This is a genomic window from Paractinoplanes atraurantiacus (assembly GCF_900215205.1).
Taxonomy (GTDB): Bacteria; Actinomycetota; Actinomycetes; order Mycobacteriales; family Micromonosporaceae; genus Actinoplanes; species Actinoplanes atraurantiacus.
Window position 1 is genome coordinate 1,177,613 of the sequence record NZ_OBDY01000001.1, and the last position, 24,863, is coordinate 1,202,475.

The 24,863-nt window shown below is 72.2% G+C and carries 21 protein-coding genes; 15 read left to right on the forward strand and 6 right to left on the reverse strand.

Annotated elements, in window-relative coordinates:
• Window positions 1–6 precede the first annotated feature (6 nt).
• The gene (locus CRP55_RS05640) at window positions 7–960 is read left to right on the forward strand and encodes a class I SAM-dependent methyltransferase (RefSeq protein WP_143234415.1); all 954 of its coding nucleotides are present in this window, start codon (window positions 7–9) and stop codon (window positions 958–960) included.
• A 174-nt stretch (window positions 961–1,134) separates the two neighbouring features.
• Here the strand turns inward: CRP55_RS05640 and CRP55_RS05645 are convergent, their stop codons facing one another.
• Window positions 1,135–3,246 (reverse strand): glycosyltransferase family 2 protein, encoded by a 2,112-nt coding sequence (locus CRP55_RS05645; RefSeq protein WP_097318404.1) that lies wholly within the window; start codon window positions 3,244–3,246, stop codon window positions 1,135–1,137.
• 68 nt (window positions 3,247–3,314) lie between these two features.
• Here CRP55_RS05645 and CRP55_RS05650 point away from each other — a divergent pair, with 68 nt between their 5' ends.
• The 4 genes from CRP55_RS05650 to CRP55_RS05665 are packed head-to-tail and all read left to right on the forward strand — an operon-like array spanning window position 3,315 to window position 7,738.
• Complete coding sequence (locus CRP55_RS05650; RefSeq protein WP_097318406.1) at window positions 3,315–5,108, forward strand: glycosyltransferase; 1,794 nt, start codon at window positions 3,315–3,317, stop codon at window positions 5,106–5,108.
• Window positions 5,109–5,127: 19 nt separating this feature from the next.
• Complete coding sequence (locus tag CRP55_RS05655; RefSeq protein ID WP_245922843.1) at window positions 5,128–5,712, forward strand: hypothetical protein; 585 nt, start codon at window positions 5,128–5,130, stop codon at window positions 5,710–5,712.
• 30 nt (window positions 5,713–5,742) lie between these two features.
• Entirely contained in the window at window positions 5,743–7,290 is a 1,548-nt protein-coding gene (locus tag CRP55_RS05660; protein ID WP_143234417.1) for a hypothetical protein, read from the forward strand.
• Between the two features lie 46 nt (window positions 7,291–7,336).
• The gene (locus CRP55_RS05665; protein WP_097318414.1) at window positions 7,337–7,738 is read left to right on the forward strand and encodes a hypothetical protein; all 402 of its coding nucleotides are present in this window, start codon (window positions 7,337–7,339) and stop codon (window positions 7,736–7,738) included.
• On the opposite strand, the gene CRP55_RS05670 is transcribed toward CRP55_RS05665, so the two are convergent.
• Window positions 7,732–8,217, reverse strand: coding sequence for a CAP domain-containing protein (locus CRP55_RS05670; RefSeq protein WP_097318415.1), 486 nt, complete (start codon window positions 8,215–8,217; stop codon window positions 7,732–7,734). The genes CRP55_RS05665 and CRP55_RS05670 overlap by 7 nt on opposite strands.
• A 175-nt stretch (window positions 8,218–8,392) precedes the next feature.
• On the opposite strand from CRP55_RS05670, the gene CRP55_RS05675 reads away from it, so the two are divergent.
• The 3 genes from CRP55_RS05675 to CRP55_RS05690 all read left to right on the forward strand — a co-directional run bounded on the left by CRP55_RS05675 (window position 8,393) and on the right by CRP55_RS05690 (window position 12,389).
• Complete coding sequence (locus tag CRP55_RS05675; protein ID WP_245922798.1) at window positions 8,393–10,369, forward strand: glycosyl transferase; 1,977 nt, start codon at window positions 8,393–8,395, stop codon at window positions 10,367–10,369.
• 365 nt (window positions 10,370–10,734) lie between these two features.
• Window positions 10,735–11,328, forward strand: coding sequence for a hypothetical protein (locus CRP55_RS05685; RefSeq protein ID WP_097318420.1), 594 nt, complete (start codon window positions 10,735–10,737; stop codon window positions 11,326–11,328).
• 38 nt (window positions 11,329–11,366) lie between these two features.
• Window positions 11,367–12,389 carry a glycosyltransferase family 2 protein gene (locus tag CRP55_RS05690; protein ID WP_097318423.1) on the forward strand — a complete coding sequence of 341 codons (1,023 nt, stop codon included), beginning with the start codon at window positions 11,367–11,369 and terminating at the stop codon, window positions 12,387–12,389.
• 714 nt (window positions 12,390–13,103) lie between these two features.
• Here the strand turns inward: CRP55_RS05690 and CRP55_RS05700 are convergent.
• Together CRP55_RS05700 and CRP55_RS05705 are read right to left on the reverse strand one after the other, a co-directional pair.
• Window positions 13,104–14,366 carry a nucleotide sugar dehydrogenase gene (locus CRP55_RS05700; protein ID WP_097318428.1) on the reverse strand — a complete coding sequence of 421 codons (1,263 nt, stop codon included), beginning with the start codon at window positions 14,364–14,366 and terminating at the stop codon, window positions 13,104–13,106.
• Complete coding sequence (locus tag CRP55_RS05705; RefSeq protein WP_097318430.1) at window positions 14,363–16,120, reverse strand: stealth family protein; 1,758 nt, start codon at window positions 16,118–16,120, stop codon at window positions 14,363–14,365. The genes CRP55_RS05700 and CRP55_RS05705 overlap by 4 nt, the downstream gene beginning before the upstream one ends.
• 205 nt (window positions 16,121–16,325) lie before the next feature.
• On the opposite strand from CRP55_RS05705, the gene CRP55_RS05710 reads away from it, so the two are divergent.
• From CRP55_RS05710 to CRP55_RS05730, 5 genes are all read left to right on the forward strand, one after another.
• The gene (locus CRP55_RS05710) at window positions 16,326–16,556 is read left to right on the forward strand and encodes a hypothetical protein (RefSeq protein WP_097318432.1); all 231 of its coding nucleotides are present in this window, start codon (window positions 16,326–16,328) and stop codon (window positions 16,554–16,556) included.
• A gap of 65 nt (window positions 16,557–16,621) precedes the next feature.
• Window positions 16,622–18,181: a signal recognition particle protein gene (gene ffh / locus CRP55_RS05715; RefSeq protein WP_097318434.1), complete on the forward strand. Its 1,560-nt coding sequence runs from the start codon at window positions 16,622–16,624 to the stop codon at window positions 18,179–18,181.
• A 29-nt stretch (window positions 18,182–18,210) separates the two neighbouring features.
• Window positions 18,211–18,996 carry a Uma2 family endonuclease gene (locus CRP55_RS05720; RefSeq protein WP_245922799.1) on the forward strand — a complete coding sequence of 262 codons (786 nt, stop codon included), beginning with the start codon at window positions 18,211–18,213 and terminating at the stop codon, window positions 18,994–18,996.
• A gap of 71 nt (window positions 18,997–19,067) precedes the next feature.
• Window positions 19,068–19,664 (forward strand): Uma2 family endonuclease, encoded by a 597-nt coding sequence (locus CRP55_RS05725; protein ID WP_097318768.1) that lies wholly within the window; start codon window positions 19,068–19,070, stop codon window positions 19,662–19,664.
• Window positions 19,665–19,696: 32 nt separating this feature from the next.
• On the forward strand, window positions 19,697–20,773 hold the full coding sequence (locus tag CRP55_RS05730) for an amidohydrolase family protein (RefSeq protein ID WP_097318437.1): 1,077 nt from the start codon (window positions 19,697–19,699) through the stop codon (window positions 20,771–20,773).
• On the opposite strand, the gene CRP55_RS05735 is transcribed toward CRP55_RS05730, so the two are convergent.
• Both CRP55_RS05735 and CRP55_RS05740 read right to left on the reverse strand, forming a co-directional pair.
• Window positions 20,763–22,097, reverse strand: coding sequence for an outer membrane protein assembly factor BamB family protein (locus CRP55_RS05735; RefSeq protein ID WP_097318439.1), 1,335 nt, complete (start codon window positions 22,095–22,097; stop codon window positions 20,763–20,765). The genes CRP55_RS05730 and CRP55_RS05735 overlap by 11 nt on opposite strands.
• Entirely contained in the window at window positions 22,087–22,593 is a 507-nt protein-coding gene (locus CRP55_RS05740; protein WP_097318442.1) for a SigE family RNA polymerase sigma factor, read from the reverse strand. The genes CRP55_RS05735 and CRP55_RS05740 overlap by 11 nt, the downstream gene beginning before the upstream one ends.
• Before the next feature lie 75 nt (window positions 22,594–22,668).
• Here CRP55_RS05740 and proS point away from each other — a divergent pair, with 75 nt between their 5' ends.
• Both proS and CRP55_RS05750 read left to right on the forward strand, forming a co-directional pair.
• A complete protein-coding gene (proS, locus tag CRP55_RS05745) occupies window positions 22,669–24,075 on the forward strand; it encodes a proline--tRNA ligase (protein ID WP_097318445.1) in 1,407 nt (468 codons plus the stop codon).
• A complete protein-coding gene (locus tag CRP55_RS05750) occupies window positions 24,075–24,731 on the forward strand; it encodes a ribonuclease FAU-1 family protein (RefSeq protein WP_097318447.1) in 657 nt (218 codons plus the stop codon). Before proS ends, CRP55_RS05750 begins: the two co-directional genes overlap by 1 nt.
• Window positions 24,732–24,863: the final 132 nt, after the last annotated feature.

Sequence of the window (24,863 nt, forward strand, 5' to 3'; positions counted from 1 at the left end):
AACCGGTTGACCAGCCTCTCCCGGCGCCAGTGGGCCGGCGTCGCCGTCGTGCTGACCGGCTCGGCCGGCGTGGCCGTGGCGGCGGCGATCGACCAGGCCGCGGTGGCCACCTGCCTGCTGGCCCTGCTGCTGGCGGCCGTGCTGGCCGGCGTCATCCATCTCTCCCGGCGGATCGGGCGGGTCAACCGATCGACCCAGGCCGCCGTACGGGACCTCCGCACCGTCGTCGACGAGTTGCAGCGACGGGTGCTCGCCGCGGTCGAAAAGGAACGGCTGGCCGCCGGCGACCGGCACCAGGAGCTGACCGAGTCGCTGGCCCGGGCCGAACGCCTGACCGGCCGCGGCGCCGAGCTCCTGCTGCGTGAGCAGAGCCGCGAGATCGAGGCCCTGGTCCAGCTCTTCCAGTGGATCACCCCGCGCGCTCCGATGCCGGCCGGGGTGACACTCAACCCCTCCGACCTGCTGGGCCTGGTGCACATCGCCCGGGACCGGGCGCCGGCGACGACGGTGGCGCTGGGCAGCGGGCCGTCGACGATCTGGCTCGGCTACACGGTCGAGGCCCGCGGCGGCCGGCTGGTGGTGGCCGACCACGATCGGGGCCGGGCCGGGCGCACCCGCGCCCTGCTGGCCGAGCACGGGCTGAGCACGGTCGAGGTGCGGCACGCCGGGGTGACCGAGCTGTCGGTCGAGGGCGGCGCGGTCGACTGGTACGACGTCGACGCCCTCGACGGCCTGCACGACATCGACCTGCTGGTGGTCGACGGCTCGCTGGCCCCCACGTCCTCGAACGCGCTGACGCCGGCGCTGCACGTGCTGGGCCGGCGGCTCGCGCCCGGCGCGGTGGTCGTGGTGGACGAGTCGCCGGTGCCGCGGCAGGGCGGGTTCGGCCTGACCGCGCAGCGCCCGCTGCCGGGCCGCTGGGTGGCGCTCGCCGATCCACAATCGACAGTGCGGGCCTGAGGCGGAAGACGGCGCGACCCCCGCCGCGGGGGACGGCGGGGGTCGCGGTCGCGGTTGACGTCGGGGGAACGCCGCCCGCGCGGGGCGGCGGGGGCCGCTCCGAGCATCTGCTGTTGTGCCCCTATGAATCGGCGGCGGGAGCGGCGGCTTGACGGTTCGGCGGGTGCCAAATCGTCACGGCTGCGTTGCCAGCACGGCCACGCGGTCGGCGTACAGCTCGTGGGCGTGGTGGCGGCGGACGAAATCGGTGCCCCGCTCGCCCTGCTCGCGCAGGGCCCGGCGGTTGCCGTGCAGCATCCGCACGGTGTCGAGCAGCTCGGCGGGCGCGCAGTAGACGGCCGCGTCGCCGAACGCCTCGGCGTAGCGGTAGGGCAGCACCGCCACGCAGCCGGCGGCCAGCGCGGCCAGCACGTCGGGGTCGGGGTCGGCCGGCACGTCGTCCGGCGGCAGGTGCAGGTAGAAGTCGATCTGGTAGAGGAACGAGCGCGGGCTGACGTCGTCCGGGGAGTAGACGAGCCAGCTCCGCGGCGGCCCGAACCGGCCGAACGAGCGCCCGGCGGTGCCGGCCGCGTCGAGCAGCCGCACGTCCATCCGCCCGGTGTCCGGCAGCTCCGCGCGCAGCCGGCGCCACTCGGACCGGCCGCCCCGGCACCAGCGGCCGACCACCGGGCGGTCGGCCCGCGGCCCGCGCCGGTCCAGCCGCCACTGATGGGTGTCCAGGGTGCCGGGCAGGTCGAGGGAGGCCGCCTCGGCGGCCAGGCGCCGGCGGCCGTCCGGGCCGGCCGGCGCCCACAGCGGCCGCCGCCCGAACAGGCGCAGGGCCGCCGCCGCGGCCGGCTCGGAGACCGCGGCGTCCTCGATCACCACTCGCTGGGCCCGGACGCCGCTGGGCAGGTCGGGCGCGTGCTCGAGCACCCGGGCCGTGCGGGCCACCACGAGCCGGGCCCGGACGTCGTCGGTGATCTCGACCTGGGTCAGCTCGCGGGAGTTGATCAGGCGTTGCACCGCGGGGTCGAGGTTGCGCGGTCCCTCGCGCAGATGGGCCAGCACGTCGAGCTGGAGCAGGGCCGCGCGCAGCCCACGGGCGGCCAGCGCGCGGAGTTGGCCGATCCCGGCCGCGCCGGCGCCTCCGGCGGTCGTCCAGTCGCCGGCCAGCACCACGTCGTACGCCTGGGCCCCGGTCTCCCCGCGCAGCCGCCGCGGCGCCGCCCAGCCGGTGGCCCGCTGAGCGTGCGCCGTCTCGAAGGCCGACCGGTACGACCGGCGCGCCGGGTCGATCCACCCGACCGGCCCGTCGTCCCGGTCGTCCCCGGCCCGGCGGATCAGGGTCAGCGCCTCACCGAGGCGGCGGACCGAGCGGGCCCGCGCGACGTACTCCTCGTCGGCGCCGAATCGGATCGGGTCGAAATATCCGGCGCCACGCCGGACCATCAGCGACGAGAGGTCGTCCGACCGGAAGTCGGTCACGCCGGGCCGGGTGACGACCAGCTCCGGCGTCACCCGGATGCCGGCCGGTACGGCCGAGAACAGCGCCTCGTCGGCCAGCAGCGGTGCGACCTGCCTCTCCAGCCGGGCCGGATGGGACCAGCCGTCCGCGTCCTGAAAGGTCACGAAGTCGCCGGTGGCCGCGTCCAGGCCGGCGTTGCGGGCCACGTAGGCGCCGCCGGTGGCGACCATCCGGATCAGCCGCACCCGGGGATCGAGGGCGGCGGCCTGCCGCAGCACCGCGTCGTACGCGGCCGGCGAGCCGTCGTCGATCACCAGGATCTCCTGGTTGGTCCAGGTCTGGCCGGCCAGCGAGCGGACGGCCGTGAGCAGCCGCCGGTCGGGCCGGTGGGTGGTGACGATCGAGGTGATCCGGCGGGGGTGCCCGGTGCGCTGGGCCGGGCGGGCGGCGAGCCGGTCGAACGGCGATCCGGCGCCCTCGGTCACCGACACCGAGGGCATCAGCCGGCCGAGGTCCCAGGGGCCGCTGCCGCCGGCGTGCGGATTGCCGAGATCGAGGCCCAGGCTCAGCCGAACCAGTGGATCAACGTCCGAATAGGACGCGAGGAGCGCGGCGGCCGAGGCGTGCGCGCCCGTGGCGTACGCGACCTGGCAGTGCAGCCCTTGAAACTCCGGATCGCTGAGCCCTTCGAGCATGGTCAGCGCCGTCGCGAGGTCGTCCGGGCGCAGGTTCTGCAACGCGATGACCCGCGCCAGCTCCCCGGTGAGGCCGGCGCGGGCGAGCGGTTCCCGGGCGGCGACGGAGCGGGCCTGGAGGGCGGCGACGGCGAGGGGGTGCATGGGCGGGCGTCCTCCTCAGGGGGCGAATTGTCCGTATCGCACCTTAGCCGCTTCTCGTTGATCCACCCGTGTACGACGTCGCCATCCTGTCCGACCTGCGCTGTCCGGGCGGCACCTCGGCGAGCATCGTGGCCGAGGTGCGGGCCCAGGCCGCGGCCGGTCTGCGCACCGTCCTGATCCACCTGCCGTCGCCGCACCTGCGGCACGGCCGCCCGTTCCAGTCGCGGATCGTCGCCTGCCTGCGCGACGGTCTGGCCGAGCTGGCCCACGACGACGGCGCCGAGATCGAGGCGAAGGTGCTGCTGATCCGCCAGCCCCTGATCTTCACGCGCGACCTGCCGGCGCCGCCGAAGGTCCGGGCCGGGCACACGATCGTCGTCCTCGATCAGGCGCCGTCCGATGATGTGTACGAGCGTGTCGAGCGCTACTACGGCAAGGACGTCGTGTGGGCGCCGATCAGCGCCCGGGTCCGTGACAGCGCCGGTGCGCGGGCCGCCCTGACCGGCACCGACTGGCACGAGATCATCGACGTCGCCGAGTGGCGGACCGAACGCCGCCGGGGCGCCGCTCCGGTGGTCGGCCGGGACGGACCGCACGACGGCGAGTCCGCGCGTGAGTTCCTGGCCACGCTCGACTTCTTCGTCTGCTTTCCCGATGCGGAGGTGGCCGAGCCCGGCCGCATGGTCCTCGAGGCCATGGCGAGCGGGGTCCCGGTCATCATGGCGCCGCGCTTTCGGTCCGTCTTCGGCGAGGCCGCGCTTTACACAGACCCTTCCGGCGTACGGGATCTGGTCCACCGCCTGCACGCCGACCGCCCGGCCTACGACGCCCTGGTCCGGCGGGCCCGCGCCTTCGTCACCGAGCAGTTCGGCCGCGCCTCGCACCTGGCCCGGCTCGCCTCGCTCGGCGTCATGCCCGGCCCGCCGCAGCCGATCCGGGCCGCCGTGAGCCTGGCCCGGCCCGCCCGGCGGGTCCTGTTCGTGGCCGACGACATCGCGAAGTTCCGGGCCATCGCCCGCCGCCTGCCCTCCGGGCTGGAGGCCGTGGTGGTGGCCGGCTCGGCCGGTCTGCCCGCGGCGCACGCGGCCGGCCTGCTCACCGAATATCTGCCGACCGCGGCCGAGCTCGGCGTCTCCGACCCGCGCTGGACCGGCTTCGCCCGCGACCGCCTGCGGCACCTGATCGAGCTGTACGCCCCGCGCGCCGTCCTCGTCGGCGGCGTGCCGCACGACGGCATCGCCGCCGCCGTCGCCGAGAACACCGGCCCGCGCTGGCTGTGGCTGCGCCCGGCGATGTGGAAGCGCGGCACCGGCGGCGAATGGGCCGCCCGCGGCGCCCTGTTCGCCGGCATCCTCGAACCCGGCGAGTTCGCCGCGGCCGGCGACGAGGGCTGGACCACCACCGCCCGCGCCGCAGTGACCACAGTGGACCCCATCGTCGATCTGCCGTCGCGGCCGCGGCGCCGGACCCGGGAACAGACCTTGCTGTGTCGTGGCGTCGAGGCGAGCCTGCCCGGCTTCCGGACGGTCCAGGCCGGGCTCGGCGAGGTGGCGCTGGCCGTCTCCCGGGCCGACTACACGAGCTTCCACGAACTGCTCGGCGCGGCCGTGCCGACCGTCTTCGTGCCCGATCCCGAGGCCGGCGACGACGAGCTGGCGCGGGCCCGCTTCGCCGCCGCGGCCGGGGTGGCGATCTGCGCCACCACCGACGACGAGGCGGCCGAGGCGCTGGAGCGGCTGGCCGTCCGCGAGGCGCGCGAGGCGCTGAGCCGGCGCTGCGCCGGGATCTCCCTCGGCGACGGCGCCGGCGACGCCGCCGCGTGGGTCGCCCAGCACACCGCGGTGGGGGCCCAGGTTGGATGAGTTGCTGGCTCGCTGGGAGGTGGCCACGTTGACCGGTCGGCTGCGCTGGGTCGAGGACGAGCGCGACGCCGCCCTCCGCGAGCGCGACCGCCAGCGCGATCTCGTGCTGGCCCTGCGCCGCAGCCGTTCCTACCTGCTCGGCCGGGCCCTGGTCGACCTGGCCCGCGACCCGGTGCGCTTCGGCCCGCTGATCGCCCGCCGGGCCGCCCGGCGGCTGCGTCACGGGCCCGCGGCCGAGCCCGCGCCCCCGAGGCCGGTGGCGCCGCCGGTGCCGGCCCGGGTCTACGTCGCGATCGGGCTGTCCCGGGCCGACTCGCACGCGCTGGTCCGCGCGCTGCGGCAGCGGATCGTGGTCGACGCCGACCACCTGCCCGTGGTGGTGACCGACCAGCCGGCGCTGAACGGCCTGCGGGTGCCGGGCGTGGTGCTGGAATATCTGCCCGACCCGCAGACCTGGTCGCGGCACGACACCGGCGAGGGCTGGGAGGCGCTGCTGGCGGGCCGGATCTCGCAACTCTGCCGCGATCACCGGGCGGTGGGCGCGGTGGTGATCGATCCCAGGGATCCACCGACGTTGGCCCGCTTGCTGGAGGCCGCCGCGTAATCCCGGGCGCGCCCGCTCGTTGGCGATGGCATGAGCGCCCCCACGGTCGACGCCCCGCCCGCCCCTCGCGTTGCCATGCGCTTCGTGGTCGAGGGGCCGCCGGTCGGCGCCCTCTGGCGGCGGGCCCTGCTGCGGGCCGTGCTGGTGCCGCTGCCGGTGCTGGCCCCGCTGGTGGCGCTGGCGCCCAGCCGCGACCACCGGTTCAACATCTACTGGCACGGCGGGCTGTTCCGCGACGACCCGCTGCGGATCGTGCCGCACACGGTCGACTCGCTGCCCGGATATCTGCGGCTGGGCAACTTCCGGCTCTTCGGCCGGATGCTGGAGAAGGCGCTCGACCTGGCCGCGTACACCCTGGGCGACGTGGCCGGCCTGCCGGCGAACGTGGCCTTCCGGCTCGTCTCGTTCGTGTCGGCGCTGCTGTTGTGCGTGGTGGCGCTGCTGCTGGTGGAGAGCGTGGTGTCGCGGGGCAGGCTGTTCGGGCAGCCGCCGTCGGTGGCCGCGCCGGTGGTGCCGTTCGCGGTGGCCGCCGGTTTCGTGGCGGCCGGCGGATCGAGTCCGATCGTGCTGTTCGGCGGGCTCTATCTCGCGTCGGCGGCGCTGATGCTGGGCGTGGCGGCCGCGCTGTGCCGCCTGGTGCGCTTCCGGCTCTGGTGGGCGCCGCTGCTCGTGATCGGCGGTGCCGCGCTGGCCGCCTTCAACGAAATCGCCTACCTGGCACCGCCTCTGGCCACTGTCGCCGTCCTCGCCCGCGGATATCTGGTGCTCGGTCAGGGCCCGCGCCAGATGCTCACCTCGGCCCCGGCCAAGGCGACCGGCTTGCTCTGGGTGGGTTTCCTTCCGGTCTTCCTGGCCGTACGGGTGGTCATCCACCGCTACTGCGCGACCGGCCCGTGCTATCGCGGCTCCGACGTCCACTTCGGACCCGAGACCTTCGAGACCCTTCCGGTACGGGCGATCGCGTGGCTGCCGCCGCTCATGTGGCAGGCCGCCACCCGCGGCTCCTGGCTGATCGGCATCGTCCTGGTCGCCGCCGTGCTCGTGCTGGCCCCGCTGGCCTGGCACGCGATCCGTGACCTGCCGCGTCTGTCCGCAGTGGACCGTCGGCCCGCGGCCGCGCTCGCGGTCGTCGCGGTGACCGCCGTGCTGCTCGCGGCCGGCATGGGCGCACTCAACGCCGACGTGCAGAAGATGTCCGTGTGGGGCCTCGGCTGGCGGGACTCGGCCGTGACCACCACGGCCGGCGGCCTGATCGTGGTGGCGGCCGTCCTGATGGCGGCCCGGCGCCGGCAATGGGTGCTGGTGGCCGCGGTCGTGCTGCTGGCGGGGGCGACGGCCGTGTCGGCAGCCGCCAACAAGAGCCAGCGGGACACCTTCATGGGAAGCGAGCAGGCCCGGCTCTACAACCGGATCGCCGTCGAGATGGCCGACTTCGATCGCACCCCGGCCGGTGACCAGCGGCGGTGCGCGCTGCGGCAGGAGTTCGCCGCCCTCTATCCCGAGTCGCTGCGCCGCTTCGACGTCGCCCTGAACGTGGCCACGTCGCAGCGCGCGGGCGTGCCGTTCTGCCGGGCGTAACCCGGTTTCACGGTGCCGCGTTGACGAGAGGGACGAGGGGGAACCGATGCGACGGCTGCGGAATCTGACACGACGCCAGGCGGGGCTGCTCGCCGGCGCCGCCGTGCTCTGCGCCACGGTCGCGGCGGCCGCGCTGACCGGATACGTCGGCGTCGCCCTCACCGTCCTCGGTCTGTTCTTCGCCGTGCTGATCGGCGGTCTGCTGCTGGTCGTCCGGCGCCTGGCCACCCTCCAGCGGGCCCACCGCAAGGCGCAGGCCGAGACGCGGGCCGTGCTCGACCAGACCCAGCGGCGGGTGCTCGGCGCGATCGAGGAGCTGCTGCTGCACGCGGGTGACCGGCACCGCGAGGTCTCCGACGCGCTGGCCGCTCAGCAGTGCCTGATCGAGGCCCTATTGAAAAAGGGCCCCACCGGTGACGGTGAGGCCCTCGAGACGGTCGGTCAGTAACCGAAGTCCTGGGTGTAGTACGGGTTGCCGTTGGCCGCGTAGGCGGTGGCCACGCCGACCGTGCTGGCCTTGCAGTTGAGGATGTTGGCGCGGTGACCCGGGCTGGCCATCCAGCCCTTCACGACGTCGGCGCCGGTGCGGTAGCCGTACGCGATGTTCTCGCTCAGCGGGCGCGGGTAGGCGGCCGCCTTCACACGGGTGACGAAGCTCGAGCGGCCGGCGCCGGTGTGGCTGAACGCGCCACCGCGGGCCATGTAGGCGCTGTGCCCGGCGGCCGCCTTGGTCAGGCGGGCGTCCACCTTCAGGGCCTTGCAGCCGTGCGCGGCACGCTGCTGGTTGGTCAGGGTCACGATGTCGGCGCTCAGCTGCGTCGTGCTGACGGCGGCGGCGTTGGCGGGCGAGGCGAGCAGAACGATCGCGAAGAGGGTGGCGGGGATCATGGCGATCAGGGCCAGACGCTTGGTGATCGAGGAGCGCATCGACTGCCTTTCGGTTGGGGCCGCTGCGGTTGCCACCGCCGCGTTCACCGACCTAGTTCGACCCGGATCCAGTGATGATTACCGTTGAATGGGTGCGGTAACGGCGCTCTTCGGTTGCCGAACGGTTCGCCCGGCGTCACGGCCCCCTGTCAAGATCGTTAGGCAGCCTGTGACCGTGCACGACGTGGCCGTCCTGGCCGATTTCCGGCAACCCGGCGGGGCGTCGGCCGCCGTCGCGGCCGAGGTGCACGCCCAGGCCGAGGCGGCGCTGAGCACCGTGCTGATCCACGCGCCGGACGCCCGCGCGGCCGAAGGCTTCGGCTTCCGGCCCCGCATCAGCGACCTGATCCGCGACGGGGCGGCCACGCTGGCCCGCGACGACCAGCCGGTCGCGGCGCGGCTGCTGGTGGTCCGGCGGCCGTGGACCCGCCCGGCCGCCCTGTCCGTACGCGCGGAACGGACGGTCCTGGTGGTCGGCAAGCCACCGGTCGAGCCCACGGTCTACGAACAGGCCCGCCGCTGGTTCGGCGCCGAGGCGGCGTGGGCGCCGACCGGCCCGCAGGCCCGCGAACAGCTGCTGCGGGTCGCGCCCGGCGTGCGGGTGACGACGACCGACTGGCACGAGATCATCGACGTCGCGCACTGGTGGCGCGACCGGGACGGCTTCGTAGCCGGCGAGCCGGTCGTGGGCCTGCGCGGGCCGTTCCCGATCGACCTGGGCGACCTGCGGGTGCGGTGGTTCGGCGACAGCTCACCGTTCCCGCACTGGGAACTGGTCCCGTACGGGGCCGAACTGCCCGGCGAGTTCCTGCGCACCCTCGACTTCCTGATCGACTTCCAGCAGACGTTCTCCCGCTCGGCCCTGGAGTCGATGGCGGCCGGGGTGCCGGTGATCGTGGGGGAGCACCTGCGGCCGTTCCTGGGCGGGGCCGCGCTCTACTCGTCGCCGGGCCGGGTCGCGTCGCTGGTCCGCGAGGTCTACGCGGACCCGGACCGCTACCGGGGCGTGGTCGGGCGGGCCCGCGAGTTCGCCGAGCGGCACTACGGCCACCGCTCGCACCTGGCGCGGCTGGCCCGCTACGGCATCCGGCCCCGCCTCAACGTGCCCGGCCCCCGGCGCGACCCGCGCCCGGTCGTGATCGCCCCACCCCGCCGCCTGCTGATGCTCGGCGACGACGGCGCGAAGGTGTGCACGGCGATCGCCCGCCGCCTGCCGAGCGACATGGCCGCCATCATCGCCACGTCATCCCACCCCGCCTCCTTCCACGCCGCCTCGCCACATCCCGGCTCCTTCTACGCCGCCTCGCCACGCCCCTCCCCGCAAGCTGCCTCCGCCCTTGCTCAGGCCGAGGGCTTTCTCACGGAGCGGCTGCCGTCACGGGAGGCGCTCGGCGCCTCGGAAGCGCGCTGGAACCGCCTGCTGCGCGACCGCCTCACCCACCTCGCCGAGCTGCACGCGCCCGAAGTCGTGGTGGTCGACGGCGTGCCGCACGAGGGCATCGTCCAGGCCGCCCGGGAGCGGACCGACATCGTCTGGGTGTGGATGCGCCGCGCCCTGCGCCCACGCCACCCCGGCGCCGGGTGGGACGGCGTCCACGTGCTGGAGCCGGGCGAGTTCGCCGCGCTCGCCGTACCCGACGAGGACCGGGCCCACCGCGTCGATCCCGTCCTGTTCCTCGACCCGGGCGAGCTGCTGGAGCCGGCCGCGGCCCGCGAGGAACTCGGGCTCGGCGACGGGCCGCTGGCCCTGCTGGCGCCCGGCACCGTCGCGGGCATCGCGGAACACCTGGGACGGCACGGCTTCCGGGTCGTCCGGGACGAGCCGCCCAGCCGCTGCCTGCGGGCGTTCGACCTGACGGTGACCGGGGCCGGCTACGACGCGTTCCACGAGCGGCTCGCCTACGGCATCCCCACGGTCTTCGTGCCGGGCCGGGAGGAGGACCGCGGGCGGGCCCGATTCGCCGACGCGGCCGGGGTGGCGCTCACCGTAGAGGACCCGGAGTCGGACGAGCTGGAGCAGGTGCTGGACGCCGTCGTGCGCCCCGAGGTGCGGGCGGCGCTGCGCGGGCGCTGCACCGAGCTGGCTTTCTCCAACGGCGCGGCGGCCGCCGCAACCTGGCTTAGCGGGCTGCGCGCCCGGGTGAGGGGCTAGACGTGCGGGAATTCGCCCCGGAGCGGCTGCCCGGCCCGCAGGAAAGCCGGCGCGCGCTTGAGGAGGGTCCGCGCGGACTCGAGGAAAGCCCGCGCGCGGTTGAGGAAGGCCCGCGTGTGCTTGAGGAAGGCCCGCGTGTACTTGAGGGAGACCCGCGTGTGCTTGAGGAAGGCCCGCGCGGGTTTGGGGAAGGGCCGCGCGGGGTCGAGAGCGGGGTGCGCGGGCTTCAGGAAAGGCCGCGCCGGGTTGAAGAAGGGGCTCGCGGGAGCGGGGGAGGGCCGCGTGGGCTTCAAGAGTGGGCTGACGAAGGGGCGTTGGGGATTCGGGAGCGGGCGCTAGTGTCGCCGGGGCGGGCGCTTGACGGGATGGAGCGGGCGCGCTGGGAGCTGGCGGCGATGGCGGGGCGGCTGCGGTCGCTCGAGGCTCGGCTTGTCGAGGAGCGGCGGCTGGCCGAGACGTACCGGCGGGAACGTGACCGGGAGCGCAAGCGGGCCGACCGCCTGCTCGGGTTCGGGCCGGTGTCGGCGCTCCGCAATCCTGTGCGCGCGGTGCTGCACCGGTGGCGTGGAAGGAACCGGGGTGGCGCGCGGCCGCCGGCGGGGCCGGGCTACGCGCCGGTGGCCACCGCCCGGCCGCCGGTCCACCTCTACGTGGTGATCGGGATGGACGCGGCCGGTTTGCGCGACGTCGTGCTGACCCTGCGCCAGCGGCTGCTGGTCAGTCCGGACCATCGGCCGGTGGTGATGACCGACTGCGCGGCGGCCGAGGCCGGCGGGGACCACAGCGTGCTGCTCGAATATCTGCCCGACCGCGTGACCTGGGAGAAGCACCGGCCCGACCGCTCGTGGGAGGACGTGTTCTCCGAACGGCTGTCCCGGCTCTACCGCGACCACGACACCGTCCGCACGATCATCGTCGATCGGGCGAAACCGCCGACCCTGGCCGAGCTTCTCCGGTAAATCGCAACCTTCTGCTCCGGCGCGTCGTTTGCCCGGGCATGAGCGCGCTCATCTCCGTGGTCGCGCCGGTCTACAACGAGGGGCCGGGCGTCGAGCGATTCGTGCGCCGGCTCACCGAGGTACTCACCGGCGCCGGGCTGCGCTACGAACTCGTGCTGGTCGACGACGGCTCCGGCGACGACTCCTGGGACCGGATCGTGCGGCAGTCACTGCTGGACCGGCGGGTGCGCGGCGTCCAGCTCTCCCGCAACTTCGGCAAGGAGCCGGCCGTGCTGGCCGGGCTCGAGCACGCCAGCGGCGACGCCGTCGTGGTCATCGACTCCGACCTGCAGCACCCGCCGACGGCGATCCCGGCCATGGTGAAGCGCTGGCGCGAGGGCGCGCACGTCGTCGAGGCGGTCAAGCGCAACCGCACCGGGCAGGGGCTGATCGGGCGGCTCGGCGGCCGGCTGTTCAACCGGGCGTTCACCGGACTGACCAAAGTGGACCTGATCGGCGCCACCGACTTCCGGTTGCTCAGCCGGGCCGCCCTGGACGCGTTGCTGCGCCTGCCCGAGCATTCGTCGTTCTTTCGTGGCACCAGCAGCTGGATCGGATTTCGCCGCAGCACCATCGAGGTCGACATCGACCACCGCGAGGGCGGCGGCTCCCGCTGGACGATCCGGTCGCTGTTCCGCCTGGCCGTCAACGGGATCACCTCGTTCAGTTCGGCCCCGCTGCACCTGGTGACCCTGGTCGGCATGGCCTTCGCCGCGTTCGCGGTGCTGCTCGGCGCGCAGACGCTGATCCGCTGGATCGGCGGGGGCTCGGTCGAGGGCTTCCCCACGGTCATCCTGCTGTTGCTGGTGATGGGCACGTTCGTGCTGCTCGGGCTCGGCGTGATCGGCGAATATCTGGCCCGCATCCACGAAGAGGTGCGCGGCCGTCCGCGCTATCTGATTCAGGAGCGGGCGGACGGCCTGTCGGTGCCGGAGGAGTGGACGGCCCGCGCCCGGCCCCCGAAGATCAGGGTGAGCGCGGTCAGCGCCAGTCCGAACACCACGAACGGCCGGGCCCCGTAGAAGAACGCGAAGTCCCAGGGCAGCGGGAAAGGCCCAGTGCCGCGGACCGCGATCGCGTCCTCCAGCAGGCTTCCGGTGACGCTGAGGGTGTTCAGGGCCAGGAAGACGAGCGCGGCCAGGCCGAGCGGGTTGTCGAAGCGCCCGGCCGCACGCCATCCGATCACCAGCCCGGCGATCCAGGCCAGGGCGGTCAGGGCCAGCGCGGCGATCGGCGCGGCCCGCTGCACCTTCAGCACGGCGTCCGAACCCTCGCCGTCGGTCGGCCGGAACGTCAGCCGCCAGTCGTCGTTGGCCGCGGTGAGCCCGTCGCCGTCCGCGCCGACACGCCATCCGTCGGCCTCCAGGCGCTGCCGGGCCGCCGTCAGGTCCGTCTTCGCGGCGCCGAACGACGTCTCGGCGAAACCCGGCCCGTAATCGTCCACGCCGAGCAGCGGGTTGGAGCCGCCCGCCACGTCGTCGCCGTAGCTGGAGCCGGCGACGTGGTCGACCCGGCTGATGTCGGTGCCCTTCTCCGAGCCCTCCACCACCATCCCGGCCAGCGCGTGCATCCGCTCGTCGGTGGGCAGATCGCCGGCGAACGCGTGCCAGGCCGGCCAGGCGGCGGCCGCCGCGAACAGGGCGGCGACCGTCAGGGCGACGGCGACATGCAGGGCGAGGCGGCGCATGGCGCGCATGATCCACTATTGGCCGGTGCCGCCGCCACCGGCGATTCGGTCAGAGGCGGTGCGCCTGGCGGTCGGTGGTGACGCCGCGGGTGTCGAAGAAGCGCTTCGCGAGGCCGGCCAGGTGGTCGGCGTCGTACTCGCGGTGGTTCTGCACCAGGATCACCAGGTCGGCCGAGGTGGCGGCGCCCTCCAGGTCGTCGGTGCGGGAGACCTCCACGTCGCCCACCGTCCACTGAGGAACGTGCGGGTCGTGGTAGAGCACTGTCGCGCCTAGCGCGGCCAGCTGACGGGCCAGCGGGGTGGCCGGCGACTCACGCTGGTCGGCGATGTTCGGCTTGTAGGTGACCCCGAGCAGCAGCACGGTGGCCCCGTGCACGGCCTGGCCGTCCGCGTTCAGCAGGTTCTGCGCCCGCCGGGCCACATAGTCGGGCATGGTTGCGTTGATCTCCTGGGCCAGCTCGACGAAACGGAACGGATAGCCCAGCCGGCTGCGGACGTTGTGGCTCAGGTAGTTCGGGTCGATCGGGATGCAGTGCCCGCCCACGCCGGGCCCGGGATAGAAGGCCTGGAAGCCGAACGGCTTCGTGGCGGCGGCCCGGATCACGTCCCACAGGTCGATCTCGAGCTCGTGGCAGAACCGGGCCATCTCGTTGACCAGTGCGATGTTCACGTGCCGATAGGTGTTCTCGAGCAACTTCGCGGTCTCGGCCTCGCGGGTGCCGCGGGTGCGGACCACGGTGTCCACGAAACGGCCGTAGAAGGCGGCGGCCCGGTCGGTGCAGGCGGGCGTGTAGCCGCCGACCACCTTCGGGGTGTTGCGGGCGCCGAACCGTTCGTTGCCCGGGTCGATCCGCTCGGGCGAGAACGCCAGGTGGAAGTCGATGCCGGCGGTCAGCCCGGAAAGCCTTTCCAGCAACGGCCGGACGACCTCGTCGGTGGTGCCCGGATAGGTCGTCGACTCGAGCACCACCAGCATGCCGGGGCGCAGGTTGCGGCCGATCGCCTCGGTGGCGCCGATGACCGCGCGCAGATCGGGGCCGTCGCCTTCGGCGAGAGGGGTGGGTACGCAGATGACGGCCGTCCCGGCGGCGGCGACGGCCCGCTCGTCGGTGGTCGGGTGGAAGCCGGCCGCGAGCATCTCGGCGACGTCGGCGTCGCTCAGGTCGTCGACGTGCGAGCGGCCGGCGGCCAGCGAGGCCACCACCGGAGGCTGCACGTCGAAGCCGGTCACGGTGAGCCCGGCCCGGGCCGCCTGTTGCGCGAGCGGCAGCCCGACGTAGCCGAGGCCGAGGATCACTACGTCCACGCTCATGACAGGGGCCTTTCGGCTAGACGGTGGCGGGTCGCCTGCCGTGCGATCACGGGCCGGCGGGTCGAGGACGCGGACATGGTGCCCGCGCGGGGTGTGCTGAGCTCCCAGCGCGAGGGGAACGGCAGATAGGCCGGGAGGAACTCGGCCAGCAGCGCCGCCTGCTCGCCGGCCAGCGCGGCCGGCGAGTCGGTGTCGTTGAGGCAGAACGCGTCGAGGTTGCGGTTGTGCAGCAGCCGGGCCAGCCGGAACGGCGTCGACGGGTCGGCCAGGTCGGTGTACATGTACTCGATCTCGCCGGGGGCGGCCCGCCCGGTCAGATAGGCGTAGTACTGCTGGAGCCCGGAGAGCAGCGCGATGTCATCCGGGTGCCGGAACTGGTGCTCCGAGGTGGCACGGACCTCGTCGGCGAAGCGCAGCTCGATCTCGGCCAGCACGCTGCGCCGCGACGGGTGCGGCGTGTGCTTCATCTTGCGGGTCAGCACCCGGCCGAACGTGTCCCGGATCAGGTCCCGGTTGTTCTTGCCGGCCGAGTTGGCCGGGGTGTCGCCGGGCCGCCGCGGCGACGAGTCGACCCGGGCCCCGGACGGGAAGAACCGGGTCAGCCCGCCCGGCGTGAAGAACATCTCGGGCGGCACCGGGCGGCCCAGGAAGACGTCGTCGTTCAGATAGAGGAAATGCTCGGCCAGGCCCGGGATGCGGTGCAGCCGCGACTCGATCGCCTGCGAGTTGAAGGTCGGCAGCCGCCCGGTGTCGCCGAAGATCTCCCGGTGGCTGGCCACTGTCAGGTCGGCCCGGTCGAGATCGAGCCAGGCCGGCACCTGGTCGTCGGTGACCAGGAAGACGTGCCGGATCCAGGGCGCGAACGCGTGCAGCGAGCGCAGCGAGTAGCGCAGTTCGTCGCGGGAGGCGAAGCGCGACCGGTTCGCGGTCTGCCCGTTCGAGGCGGCCACCCAGCCGTTGTCGCGCAGTGCCCGCGCCTTGCGCTCGAACCAGGCCGGGTCCGCGCCGTCGACCCAGGTGTAGACGGCGTCGACCGGGAAGGCCACCCGGTCGGGGCTGACCATGGTGAAGACCTCGCGGGTGCGGTAGCGCGGCAGCGGGCCGGGCACGCCGAACGAGCCGAAGACCGGCTCCGGGGCGAGCGTCGCCGGCTCGCCGGCCGGGATCGAGTCGGCCACCGGGTTGGGGCGCGGTGCGCTCAGGCGGCCGTCGGCGGCCCGCCACAGCTCGACGTCGCAGGCGTACTCGGTGCCGTAGACGAGGTGGCCGCCGTGGTCGGTGACCGGCCAGCAGACCCGCAGCAGGCGGGTGGTGTCGCGGCGGCCGGCGATCTCCAGGCGGCCCACCTCGGCCGAGGTGAGGGCTTCGAGCGCGGCCAGGACCCGGGCGCGGTCGGATTCGGGCACGGCCACGGCCGTACGGGTCAGCGATTCGGTGGGTACGCGAAACCAGTCGATGCCGGCGGTGGCCAGCGACGCGACGACCCGGTCGAGGTTCTCACGCCGTACGGAAGCCGGATCTGACCAGAGGGAACGACGGGCCTCGAGGCGCGCCGCGGCCGTGCGGACCCGCAGAGCCGGCGCCTCGGCCGCAGGTGGCAGGAGCCGGCGCCGGGGTCCCAGCGGAACCACCCGCCGCGCCGCCCGAAGCCGGCGATCGGCCGGAAGGTGGGGCAGGAGCCGCAGCTCCATCTGGCGCATCACGCGCCGCCGGACAGGCCAGGGCGCCAGCCCGAGGATCCGCCGCAAGGGCACGCCGTCGTCCTTCCGCCGGGGTCAGTCGCTGTCGCTGTGACCCTCAACTGGCGCCCGCGCCGTAAGTGACGCCCTATATCACCGGTATACGCGATTTGCCGGTGTGACGTGGCCGATCTTCAGGGGCCGACCCCTAAGGGATACGGCTGATGCGGCGGGTTGCTTCTCTGAGTCATGGTGGATTCACAACCTGGGGAGGCTGAAGATGGGCAAGGCCATCGCATTTCTCGTGGCACTGATCGCCGGCGTCGTCGTGGTCGGCTGGGTCGCGGCCAACCTGATCGGGCCGGTGCTGTTCTACCTGATCGTGGGCGCTCTGGTGATCGGCGGCGGCTACTTCCTCTACGCCAAGGCCAAGAAGTCGATCTCTCAGGACGGGCGTACGCAGCGGCGGATCGAGGCCGCGACGAAGACCTACCGGATGCGCAACAAGTAAGGCTGCGCGCGGCCGGTTAGGCTTGCGGTGCACCACCCACCTTCTGACCATGGGGAAGTCGCACCGTGTTTGACACTTTGAGTGACCGCCTTTCCGGGATCTTCACCAAGCTCCGCGGCAAGGGCAAGCTCACCGATGCCGACATCGACGCCACCGCACGCGAGATCCGTCTCGCATTGCTGGAGGCCGATGTCGCGCTGCCCGTGGTCAAGTCCTTCATCTTCAACGTGAAGGAGCGGGCGCGCGGGGCCGAGGTCTCGCAGGCCCTCAACCCGGCCCAGCAGATCATCAAGATCGTCCACGAGGAGCTCATCAACATCCTCGGCGGCGAGGGGCGGCGGCTCCAGTTCGCCAAGCAGCCGCCCACGGTGATCATGCTGGCCGGCCTCCAGGGCTCCGGTAAGACCACCCTGGCCGGCAAGCTGTCCCGCTGGCTGAAGAACCAGGGACACCAGCCGCTGCTGGTCGCGGCCGACCTCCAGCGCCCCAACGCGGTCAACCAGCTCCAGGTGCTCGGCGGCCGGGCCGGCGTCGAGGTCTACGCCCCGCAGCCCGGCAACGGCGTCGGCGACCCGGTCCAGGTCGCGAAAGACTCGATCGAGCACGCGAAGCGGTCGGCCAAGGACATCGTCATCGTCGACACCGCCGGCCGTCTCGGCATCGACGCCGAGATGATGAAGCAGGCGGCCGACATCCGGGCCGCGGTCGACCCCGACGAGGTCATCTTCGTCATCGACGCCATGGTCGGCCAGGACGCGGTGCAGACGGCCGAGGCGTTCCGCGACGGCGTCGGCATCACCGGCGTGGTCCTCTCCAAGCTCGACGGTGACGCCCGAGGCGGTGCGGCCCTGTCGGTCCGGCACGTCACGGGCGAGCCGATCCTGTTCGCGTCGACCGGTGAGAAGCTCGAAGATTTCGACCTCTTCCACCCCGACCGGATGGCCAGCCGCATCCTCGGCATGGGCGACGTGCTCACCCTCATCGAGCAGGCCGAGCAGGCCTTCGACGAGGACCAGAAGGAGAAGATGACCGGCAAGCTGCTTGCCGGTGAGACCTTCACCCTCGAGGACTTCCTCGACCAGCTCATCGCGGTGCGCCGGATGGGCCCGATCGCCAACATCCTCGGCATGATGCCGGGCATGGGGCAGATGAAGGCCCAGCTCGACGAGCTCGACGACAGCCACTTCGACAAGGTCACGGCGATCATCCGGTCGATGACCCCCGGCGAGCGCCAGAACCCGAAGATCCTGAACGGCTCCCGCCGCGCCCGCATCGCGAACGGCTCCGGCGTGACCGTCATGGACGTCAACCAGCTGCTCAACCGCTTCACCGACGCCCAGAAGATGATGAAGCAGATGAGCGGCATGATGGGCCTGCCCGGCGGCCGCCGCAAGGCCACGAAGAGCCCCAAGAACAAGCGCAAGGGCACGAAGGGCGGCAACCGCCCCCGCGCCGGCGCCGGAGGCGGCGGCCTGCCGGCCGGCTTCCCGGGCGGCATGCCCCAGCTCCCGCCGGGCCTCGACCCGAACGCCCTGGGCGGAGCGGGCGGGCCGGGCGGCTTCAAGCTGCCCAACCTCGACTTCAACAAGCTGATGAAGCAGCAGAAGGACGACGACAACCGCTGACCATGCCTGGTCGGGCATAAAGTAGTCACATGACTGCCCCCGTGCCCGTCGGGACCGTCGACTACCTGGCGAGCCTTCCGGACGATCCGCGCTGTGAGCTGATCGACGGGGGGCTCGTTTTACGATGGCGTAGGCAGCTGAGTCCGAAATGGCACGGAGCAACTAGTCACGGAGCTAGTATGGTGAGTCGCGATCCCATCGAGGAGGAATCGATGACCGCTGCACTTCGGCTTCCCGACCCCAGCCTGCTTCAGCGGCGGGACCTGACTGTCGACGACATTGCCGACCTTCCTGAGGATCTTCGATATGAATTGATCGAAGGAAGGCTTGTCTTGTCCCCCCGAGCCAAGACCACGCATCAGCTTCTGAGCAAGAAGATCGGCGACGCCATCGAGGTGAACTGCCCCGACGAGTTCATGATCAACATAGAGCAGGCGGTCCTGATCGGGCCGGGTACGGAGCTTCATCCGGATGTCGTTCTTCTGCGGGAGGAGAGCGGTGACTGCTCGCCGGTCCTTCCGGAAGACGTCCTCCTTGCCGTCGAAGTCGTCTCGGCCTCTTCAAAGTCGACCGATCGAGGATTCAAGCTCAAGCAGTACGCGGCGGTGGAGATTCCGTCCTATTGGATCGTCGACCCGCTGGCCGAGCGGGTCACCTTCACTCAGTTCGTGCTGAGCGCTCCGGGGGTGTACGACCAGGTGGTCGAGACGAGCGCTCTCGTGACGGTTCATCAGCCGTGGGAGATCACGCTGGACCTTCCGGCCTGGACGCGGCGGCGGGACCGGATCAGAAGCAACAACCGGCCTCGCCGGTGACCGGAAAATGTCATGGAGCAACTAGGCGCGGAGCTAGTATGATGAGTGGCGATCCCATCGAGGAGGAATCGATGACCGCTTCCCTGCAGCTCGTTGATCCGCGCCTGCTCGAGCGGCGAGACCTGACTGTCGACGACCTGGTGGACCTTCCCGAGGATCTCCACTACGAGTTGATCGACGGAAGGCTCGTCTTGACCCCGTCCGCAGTGCCTCTGCATCAAAACATCAGCACCTACGTCTTGATGGCGATGCATCAGTATCGGCCACCCGACTTCTATCTCAGCTCGGACCAGTCGGTTTGGCTGGACGGTCGCAACGAGCGCCGTCCGGACGTCGTGGTCATTCCGTTCTCGAAAGGCCTTCGATCGCCGCAACGTGTGGAAGACGTCTCTCTCGCGGTCGAGGTGATCTCACCATCCTCCAAGATCTACGATCGAAAACGTAAGTGGGATGACTACGCCCGAGCGGGGATCCCGCTCTACTGGATCATTGATCCGCTGGCTGAACGCGTGACGTTCACCGAGTTCGCCCTCGATGCGGATGGCCAGTATCGCCTTCAGCAGGAAAGCGATCAGCGAGTCGCGATCGAGAAGCCATGGCGGATCACGCTCGACCTGCCGGCGTGGACTCGTGAGCGGGATCGGCTCAGAGAGGCCGACCAGCCCTGACAGGTGAATGTGCCGTCGGGTAGGACTGTCCTATGGCTTTTCATGTGCGCGGGGCAATCCTGCCCGATGGGGACGTGAAGGATCTCTGGCTGGTGGGGGATCGGGTCACGTTCGAGCCGGTCCGGGATGCGGAGACCATCAGTGACGGTGGGTTCGTGGTGCCGGGGCTGGTGGATGCGCACTGCCATCTCGGGATCGCTCTGGGGGCCAAGCCCATCGAAAGCCTTGATCAGGCTCGGGAGCTGGCGGGGCGGGATCGGGACGCCGGAGTGCTCGCGCTGCGGGATGCGGGGTCGCCGTTTCCGTATCCGGAGCTGGATGACGAAGCGGGGATTCCGCGGCTGGCCCGGGCCGGGCGGCATGTGGCGCCGCCGAAACGCTATCTGCGTGGGGTGGGGATCGAGGTCGAGGCTCCTGATGTCGCCGATGCCGTGGCGGCGCAGGCCAAGGCCGGTAACGGCTGGGTCAAGCTGGTCGGGGACTGGATCGACCGGGGGGTCGGTGACCTGGCGCCCTCGTGGGACGAGGCGACCATGACCGCGGCGGTCGAGGCGGCGCACGCCGCCGGGGTGCGGGCCGCCGTGCACACGTTCTCCGAGGAGGGCGTGGCGATGATGGTGCGGGCGGGTGTCGACTCCGTCGAGCACGGGACGGGGCTGTCGCTCGACCTGATCGACGAGATGGCGCGGCGAGGGACGGCCCTCGTGCCCACGATGATCAACATCAGGACGTTCGGGAAGATCGCGGAGCAGGCGCGGGGGAAGTTCGACGGGTACGCCGATCACATGATCGAGCTGCGTGACCGGTTCCCGTCGGTGGTGCGGGCGGCGTACGAGGCGGGGGTGCCGATCTACGTCGGGACCGACGCCGGTGGAGGCATCCGGCACGGGCTGGTCGCCGAGGAGATGCTGATCCTCGAGGAGGCGGGCCTGCCGGCCGGGGAGATTCTGGCCAGTGCCTCGTGGCGGGCCCGCGAGTGGCTCGGCTTTCCGGGGCTCGTCGAGGGCGGCCTCGCCGACCTGGTGGTCTACGAGGCCGACCCCCGGCGCGATCTGCGCGTCGTGCGCGCGCCCAGCCGGATCGTGCTGCGCGGTCAGGTCATCCGGTAAGGCTCCAGAGCCGCAGGCTGTCCTCGGTGGGGCAGGCCAGCCGATCGGCGGTGTTCACGCAGGGCCCGATCCGGCGCGGAAGGTCGCCGAGCCGGGTCAGCCGCCGGTCGGCGATCCCGTATGTCGTGACCGGGCCGGCCGCGAGTGCCGGCGTCATCAGCAGCTTGTCGTCGCCCAGCCAGCTCACGCTCGCGTCGGGCGTCCGGAACGAGGAGGACCCGTCCGGGGCCAGCAGCACCGCCGTCGTGCCGGGACCTCCCACGAGCACGTTCTCGCCGTTCGCCGAGATTCCCGCCGAGGAGTCGGGGGCCGGTGAGCGCCACAGCTGCCTGCGGCTCACGACGTCGAGCGCGGTCACCCGCCGGGTGTTCTGAGGACCGGCGTCGAGGATACAAAGCCGGTTCGTCCCGCAGGCGTCCATTCCGATGAACCGTTCCGGGCCGGCGCTCAAGATCACGTCCGACTTCCCGGTGGTCAGGTCGGTCGCGACGATGCGGTAGGCCGCGGTGTCGCAACACGGGATCGTCTCGTGGAAGAGCCGGCCACCGGCGATCAGGAACTGGGAGCCCGGCGGCTTGGCCGGCGTGATGGTCCGCAGCACCGTGCCCGCGGCGGCGTTCCGGACCAGGATCTGGCCGGCCTTCGTCACCTGGATCAGACGGTCGCCGTCGGAGAGGACGCGCGCCGTGGGATGCGAGGTGTCCGACCAGGCGGGCCGGCCCGTCCGGAGGTCGCGGGCCACGACCTGGCCGTTCGAGGCCGAAAGACGGACCAGGACGTTGTCGTACGGGACGAGCTCGTCGGCGTCGTCGACCTGGAACCGCCGGATCGTGTCGCCGTTCGCCGGGTCGTAGAAGGCGACGGACCGTTCCACGCGGACCATCACGGCGCCGGGAAGGGCGCGGACGTCGGTCACCGCGCCGGCCCGTTCGGCGATGTCCCAGAGGACCGCGCCGGTGTGCAGGTCGGCCGCGTTCAGGTACATCTCGCCGCCGGGCGTCACCCAGGCCGAGAAGAGCTTCCCGTCCCGGACGGCCTGGGCCACCGAGGAGGCGGGACCACCCGTGTTCACCGGGGAGCCGACCTCGGTCAGGGCCCGGCTCGACGGCGTCGGCGAGACCGTCCGGTCGGTCTCCCGATGCGGGCGGTAGAGGGCCACGCCCACGCCGACCGCCACCAGGCAGACCGCCAGGGCGGCCGAGACGCCCGCCTGGCGGTGGGTGCGCTGCCGGCCGCGCTGCCGGGCGTGCGGCGCGCCGGCCAGCGGGATGCTGTCGGCGTCGCGGCCGAGCTGGGCGAGCATGTCGTCGAGGTCAGCGGGCATCGTGGCTCTCCTCCTTCTGCGAGATCGGGCCGATGGCGGCGGCCAGGCCGGCGCGGCCTCGGGACAGCCAGGACTTGACCGTGCCGGTGGAGGCGCCGGTCTCGGCGGCGATGTCGGCCACCGAACGGTCGAGCAGGTAGTACAGGGCGAGCGCCTGGCGATGGACGGCCGGGAGCGTCTGCATGGCCTTCACGAGCAGGACGGTGTCCTCCGAGGGCGGCGGCGCGGGTGGTGGCGCCGGTGCGTTCGTGAGCCTGTTCCGGCGTACACCCAAATGTCTCCACCGATCCGCGGCCAGACGGCTGACCACCAGGCGTAACCAGGCCTCGGGGTTCTCATAGCCGGCTAATCGGCGCCACCGCTGCCAGGCCCGCGCATAGGCCTCCTGCACCAGGTCCTGCGCCTCGGCGGCGTCGCCGGTCAGGCCGTACGCGTATCGGGCCAGCCTCCGCGAGGTGTCCCGGTAGAAGTCATCGAAATCGTCCGTGGCCGTCATCCGCACCGCCCTTCCACCTAGGACACGGGATGCCTGTCGGAGTGGTTGCACGGCCCCTGACTAGAATGTCCCCTCGTGGCTCGAGTGCTCACTCCGCGTGCGGAGGACTTTCCTCGCTGGTACCAGGACCTGATCGCCAAGGCGAAACTGGCGGACAACGGCCCGGTGCGCGGCACCATGGTCATCCGGCCGGTCGGTTACGCGATCTGGGAGCGGATGCAGGCGGACATGGACGCCCGCATCAAGCAGGCCGGTGTCCAGAACGCGTACTTCCCGCTGTTCATCCCGGAGAGCTACCTGCGCCGCGAGGCCGACCACGTGGAGGGCTTCTCACCGGAGCTCGCCGTGGTCACCCACGCCGGCGGCAAGGAGCTGTCCGAGCCGCTGGTGGTCCGCCCGACGAGCGAGACCGTGATCGGCGAGTTCATGGCCAAGTGGGTCGACTCCTACCGTGACCTGCCGCTGCTGCTCAACCAGTGGGCCAACGTGGTCCGGTGGGAGCTGCGCCCGCGGACCTTCCTGCGGACGACCGAGTTCCTCTGGCAGGAGGGCCACACCGCCCACGCCAGCGAGGCCGACGCCCGCGAGCACGCCCGTGACGTGCACCGCAACGTCTACGAGGCGTTCATGACGGACTTCCTCGCCATCCCGGTCGTGCCGGGCCGCAAGACCCGCAAGGAGCGCTTCGCCGGCGCCACCAACACCATGACCGTCGAGGCCATGATGGGTGACACCAAGGCGCTGCAGATGGGCACGTCGCACGAGCTCGGGCAGAACTTCGCCAAGGCGTTCGACATCTCCTACTCGTCGGCCGCCGGCGGCGTCGAGCACGCCTGGACCACCTCGTGGGGCACGTCCACCCGCATGCTGGGCGGCCTGATCATGGTGCACGGCGACGACAACGGCCTGCGGCTCCCGCCGGTCATGGCGCCGGTCCAGGTCCAGGTCATGGTGGTCAAGGCCGGTGACGGCGTGGCCGAGGCCGCGACTCAGCTGTTCCAGGACCTCAAGACCGCGGGTGTACGGGTGAAGCTGGACGACCGCTCCGACGTGCCGTTCGGCCGCCGGGCGGTCGACGCCGAGCTCCAGGGCATCCCGATCCGGATCGAGGTCGGCCCGCGCGACCTGGCCACCGGCAACGTCACGATCGCCCGCCGGGTCGACGGCTCCAAGACGCCGACCGCGATCGGCGACGTGGTGGGCGCGGTCACCAGCGCGCTCAAGGCCGACCAGCAGCGGCTCTACGACGAGGCGCTGGCGTTCCGGGCGGCCAACACGGTCGAGGTCAAGACGCTCGGCGACGCCATCGAGGCGGCGCAGACCGGCTGGGCCCGGGTGCCGTGGTCGGCGGTCGGCGAGGACGGCGAGGCCGAGGCCAACGGCAAGGCGGTGACGGTGCGCTGCCTGGTCCGCGCGGACGGCTCGATGCCCGACTCGGGTGACGAGGACGGCCTGGTCGCGATCCTGGCCCGCTCCTACTGATGGCGTTCGCTCCGGGCCGTCTGGTCCTGCACCGCGACACGCACCGCGGCCGGCTGGGGTTCGTGCACCCCGGCCGGGTCGTCTCGGACGACGAGCGGGGCCTGCTCCTCTGGGTCGACGAGGGGTCGGTGATCGCCGTGGAGACGGCTGCCGACGGACGTGGTCCGCGTGACTTCCCGTCGTTCGCCGAGTGGATCGCCGCGCCGCGCTCTGTTCAGCTCGCCGAGTGGCGTGGGCCGGGCGTCCTGCGGTTCTTCCCCGCCGGCGCGAACCATTCTGTCTGGTTTTTCAGGGATGAACTGGACAATTTCGCGGCGTACTACGTGAACTTGGAAGACGGCCCCGTCCGCTGGGACGACGGCGACGTGGCCGGCATCGACGTGATCGACCAGGACCTCGACATCGTCGCCACCTCCGACCTCGAGTGGGAGTGGAAGGACGAGGACGAGTTCACCGAGCGCCTGGAGCTGCCCGAGCACTACTGGGTGCCCGACCCGGCGGCCGTCTGGGCCGAGGGGCACCGCGTGGTCAAGCAGATCGAGGCGGCCGAGTTCCCGTTCGACGGCACGTGGACCGACTTCCGGCCCGATCCGTCCTGGGAGACGCCGGTGGCACTGCCCGACGGCTGGGATCGGCCGGTCGTCGCGCGCGTTTGACGCCCGGTTGGGAGTCACGGCCGGTCATCTGGCAGAATGGTTCCTTGGTCGGTACATCGGAGCGCCCTCTAACCCTCCGGTGCAGCCAGTCCAGCGAGACATCGGTCCCCGCAACCCCACGTGGGTGGCCGT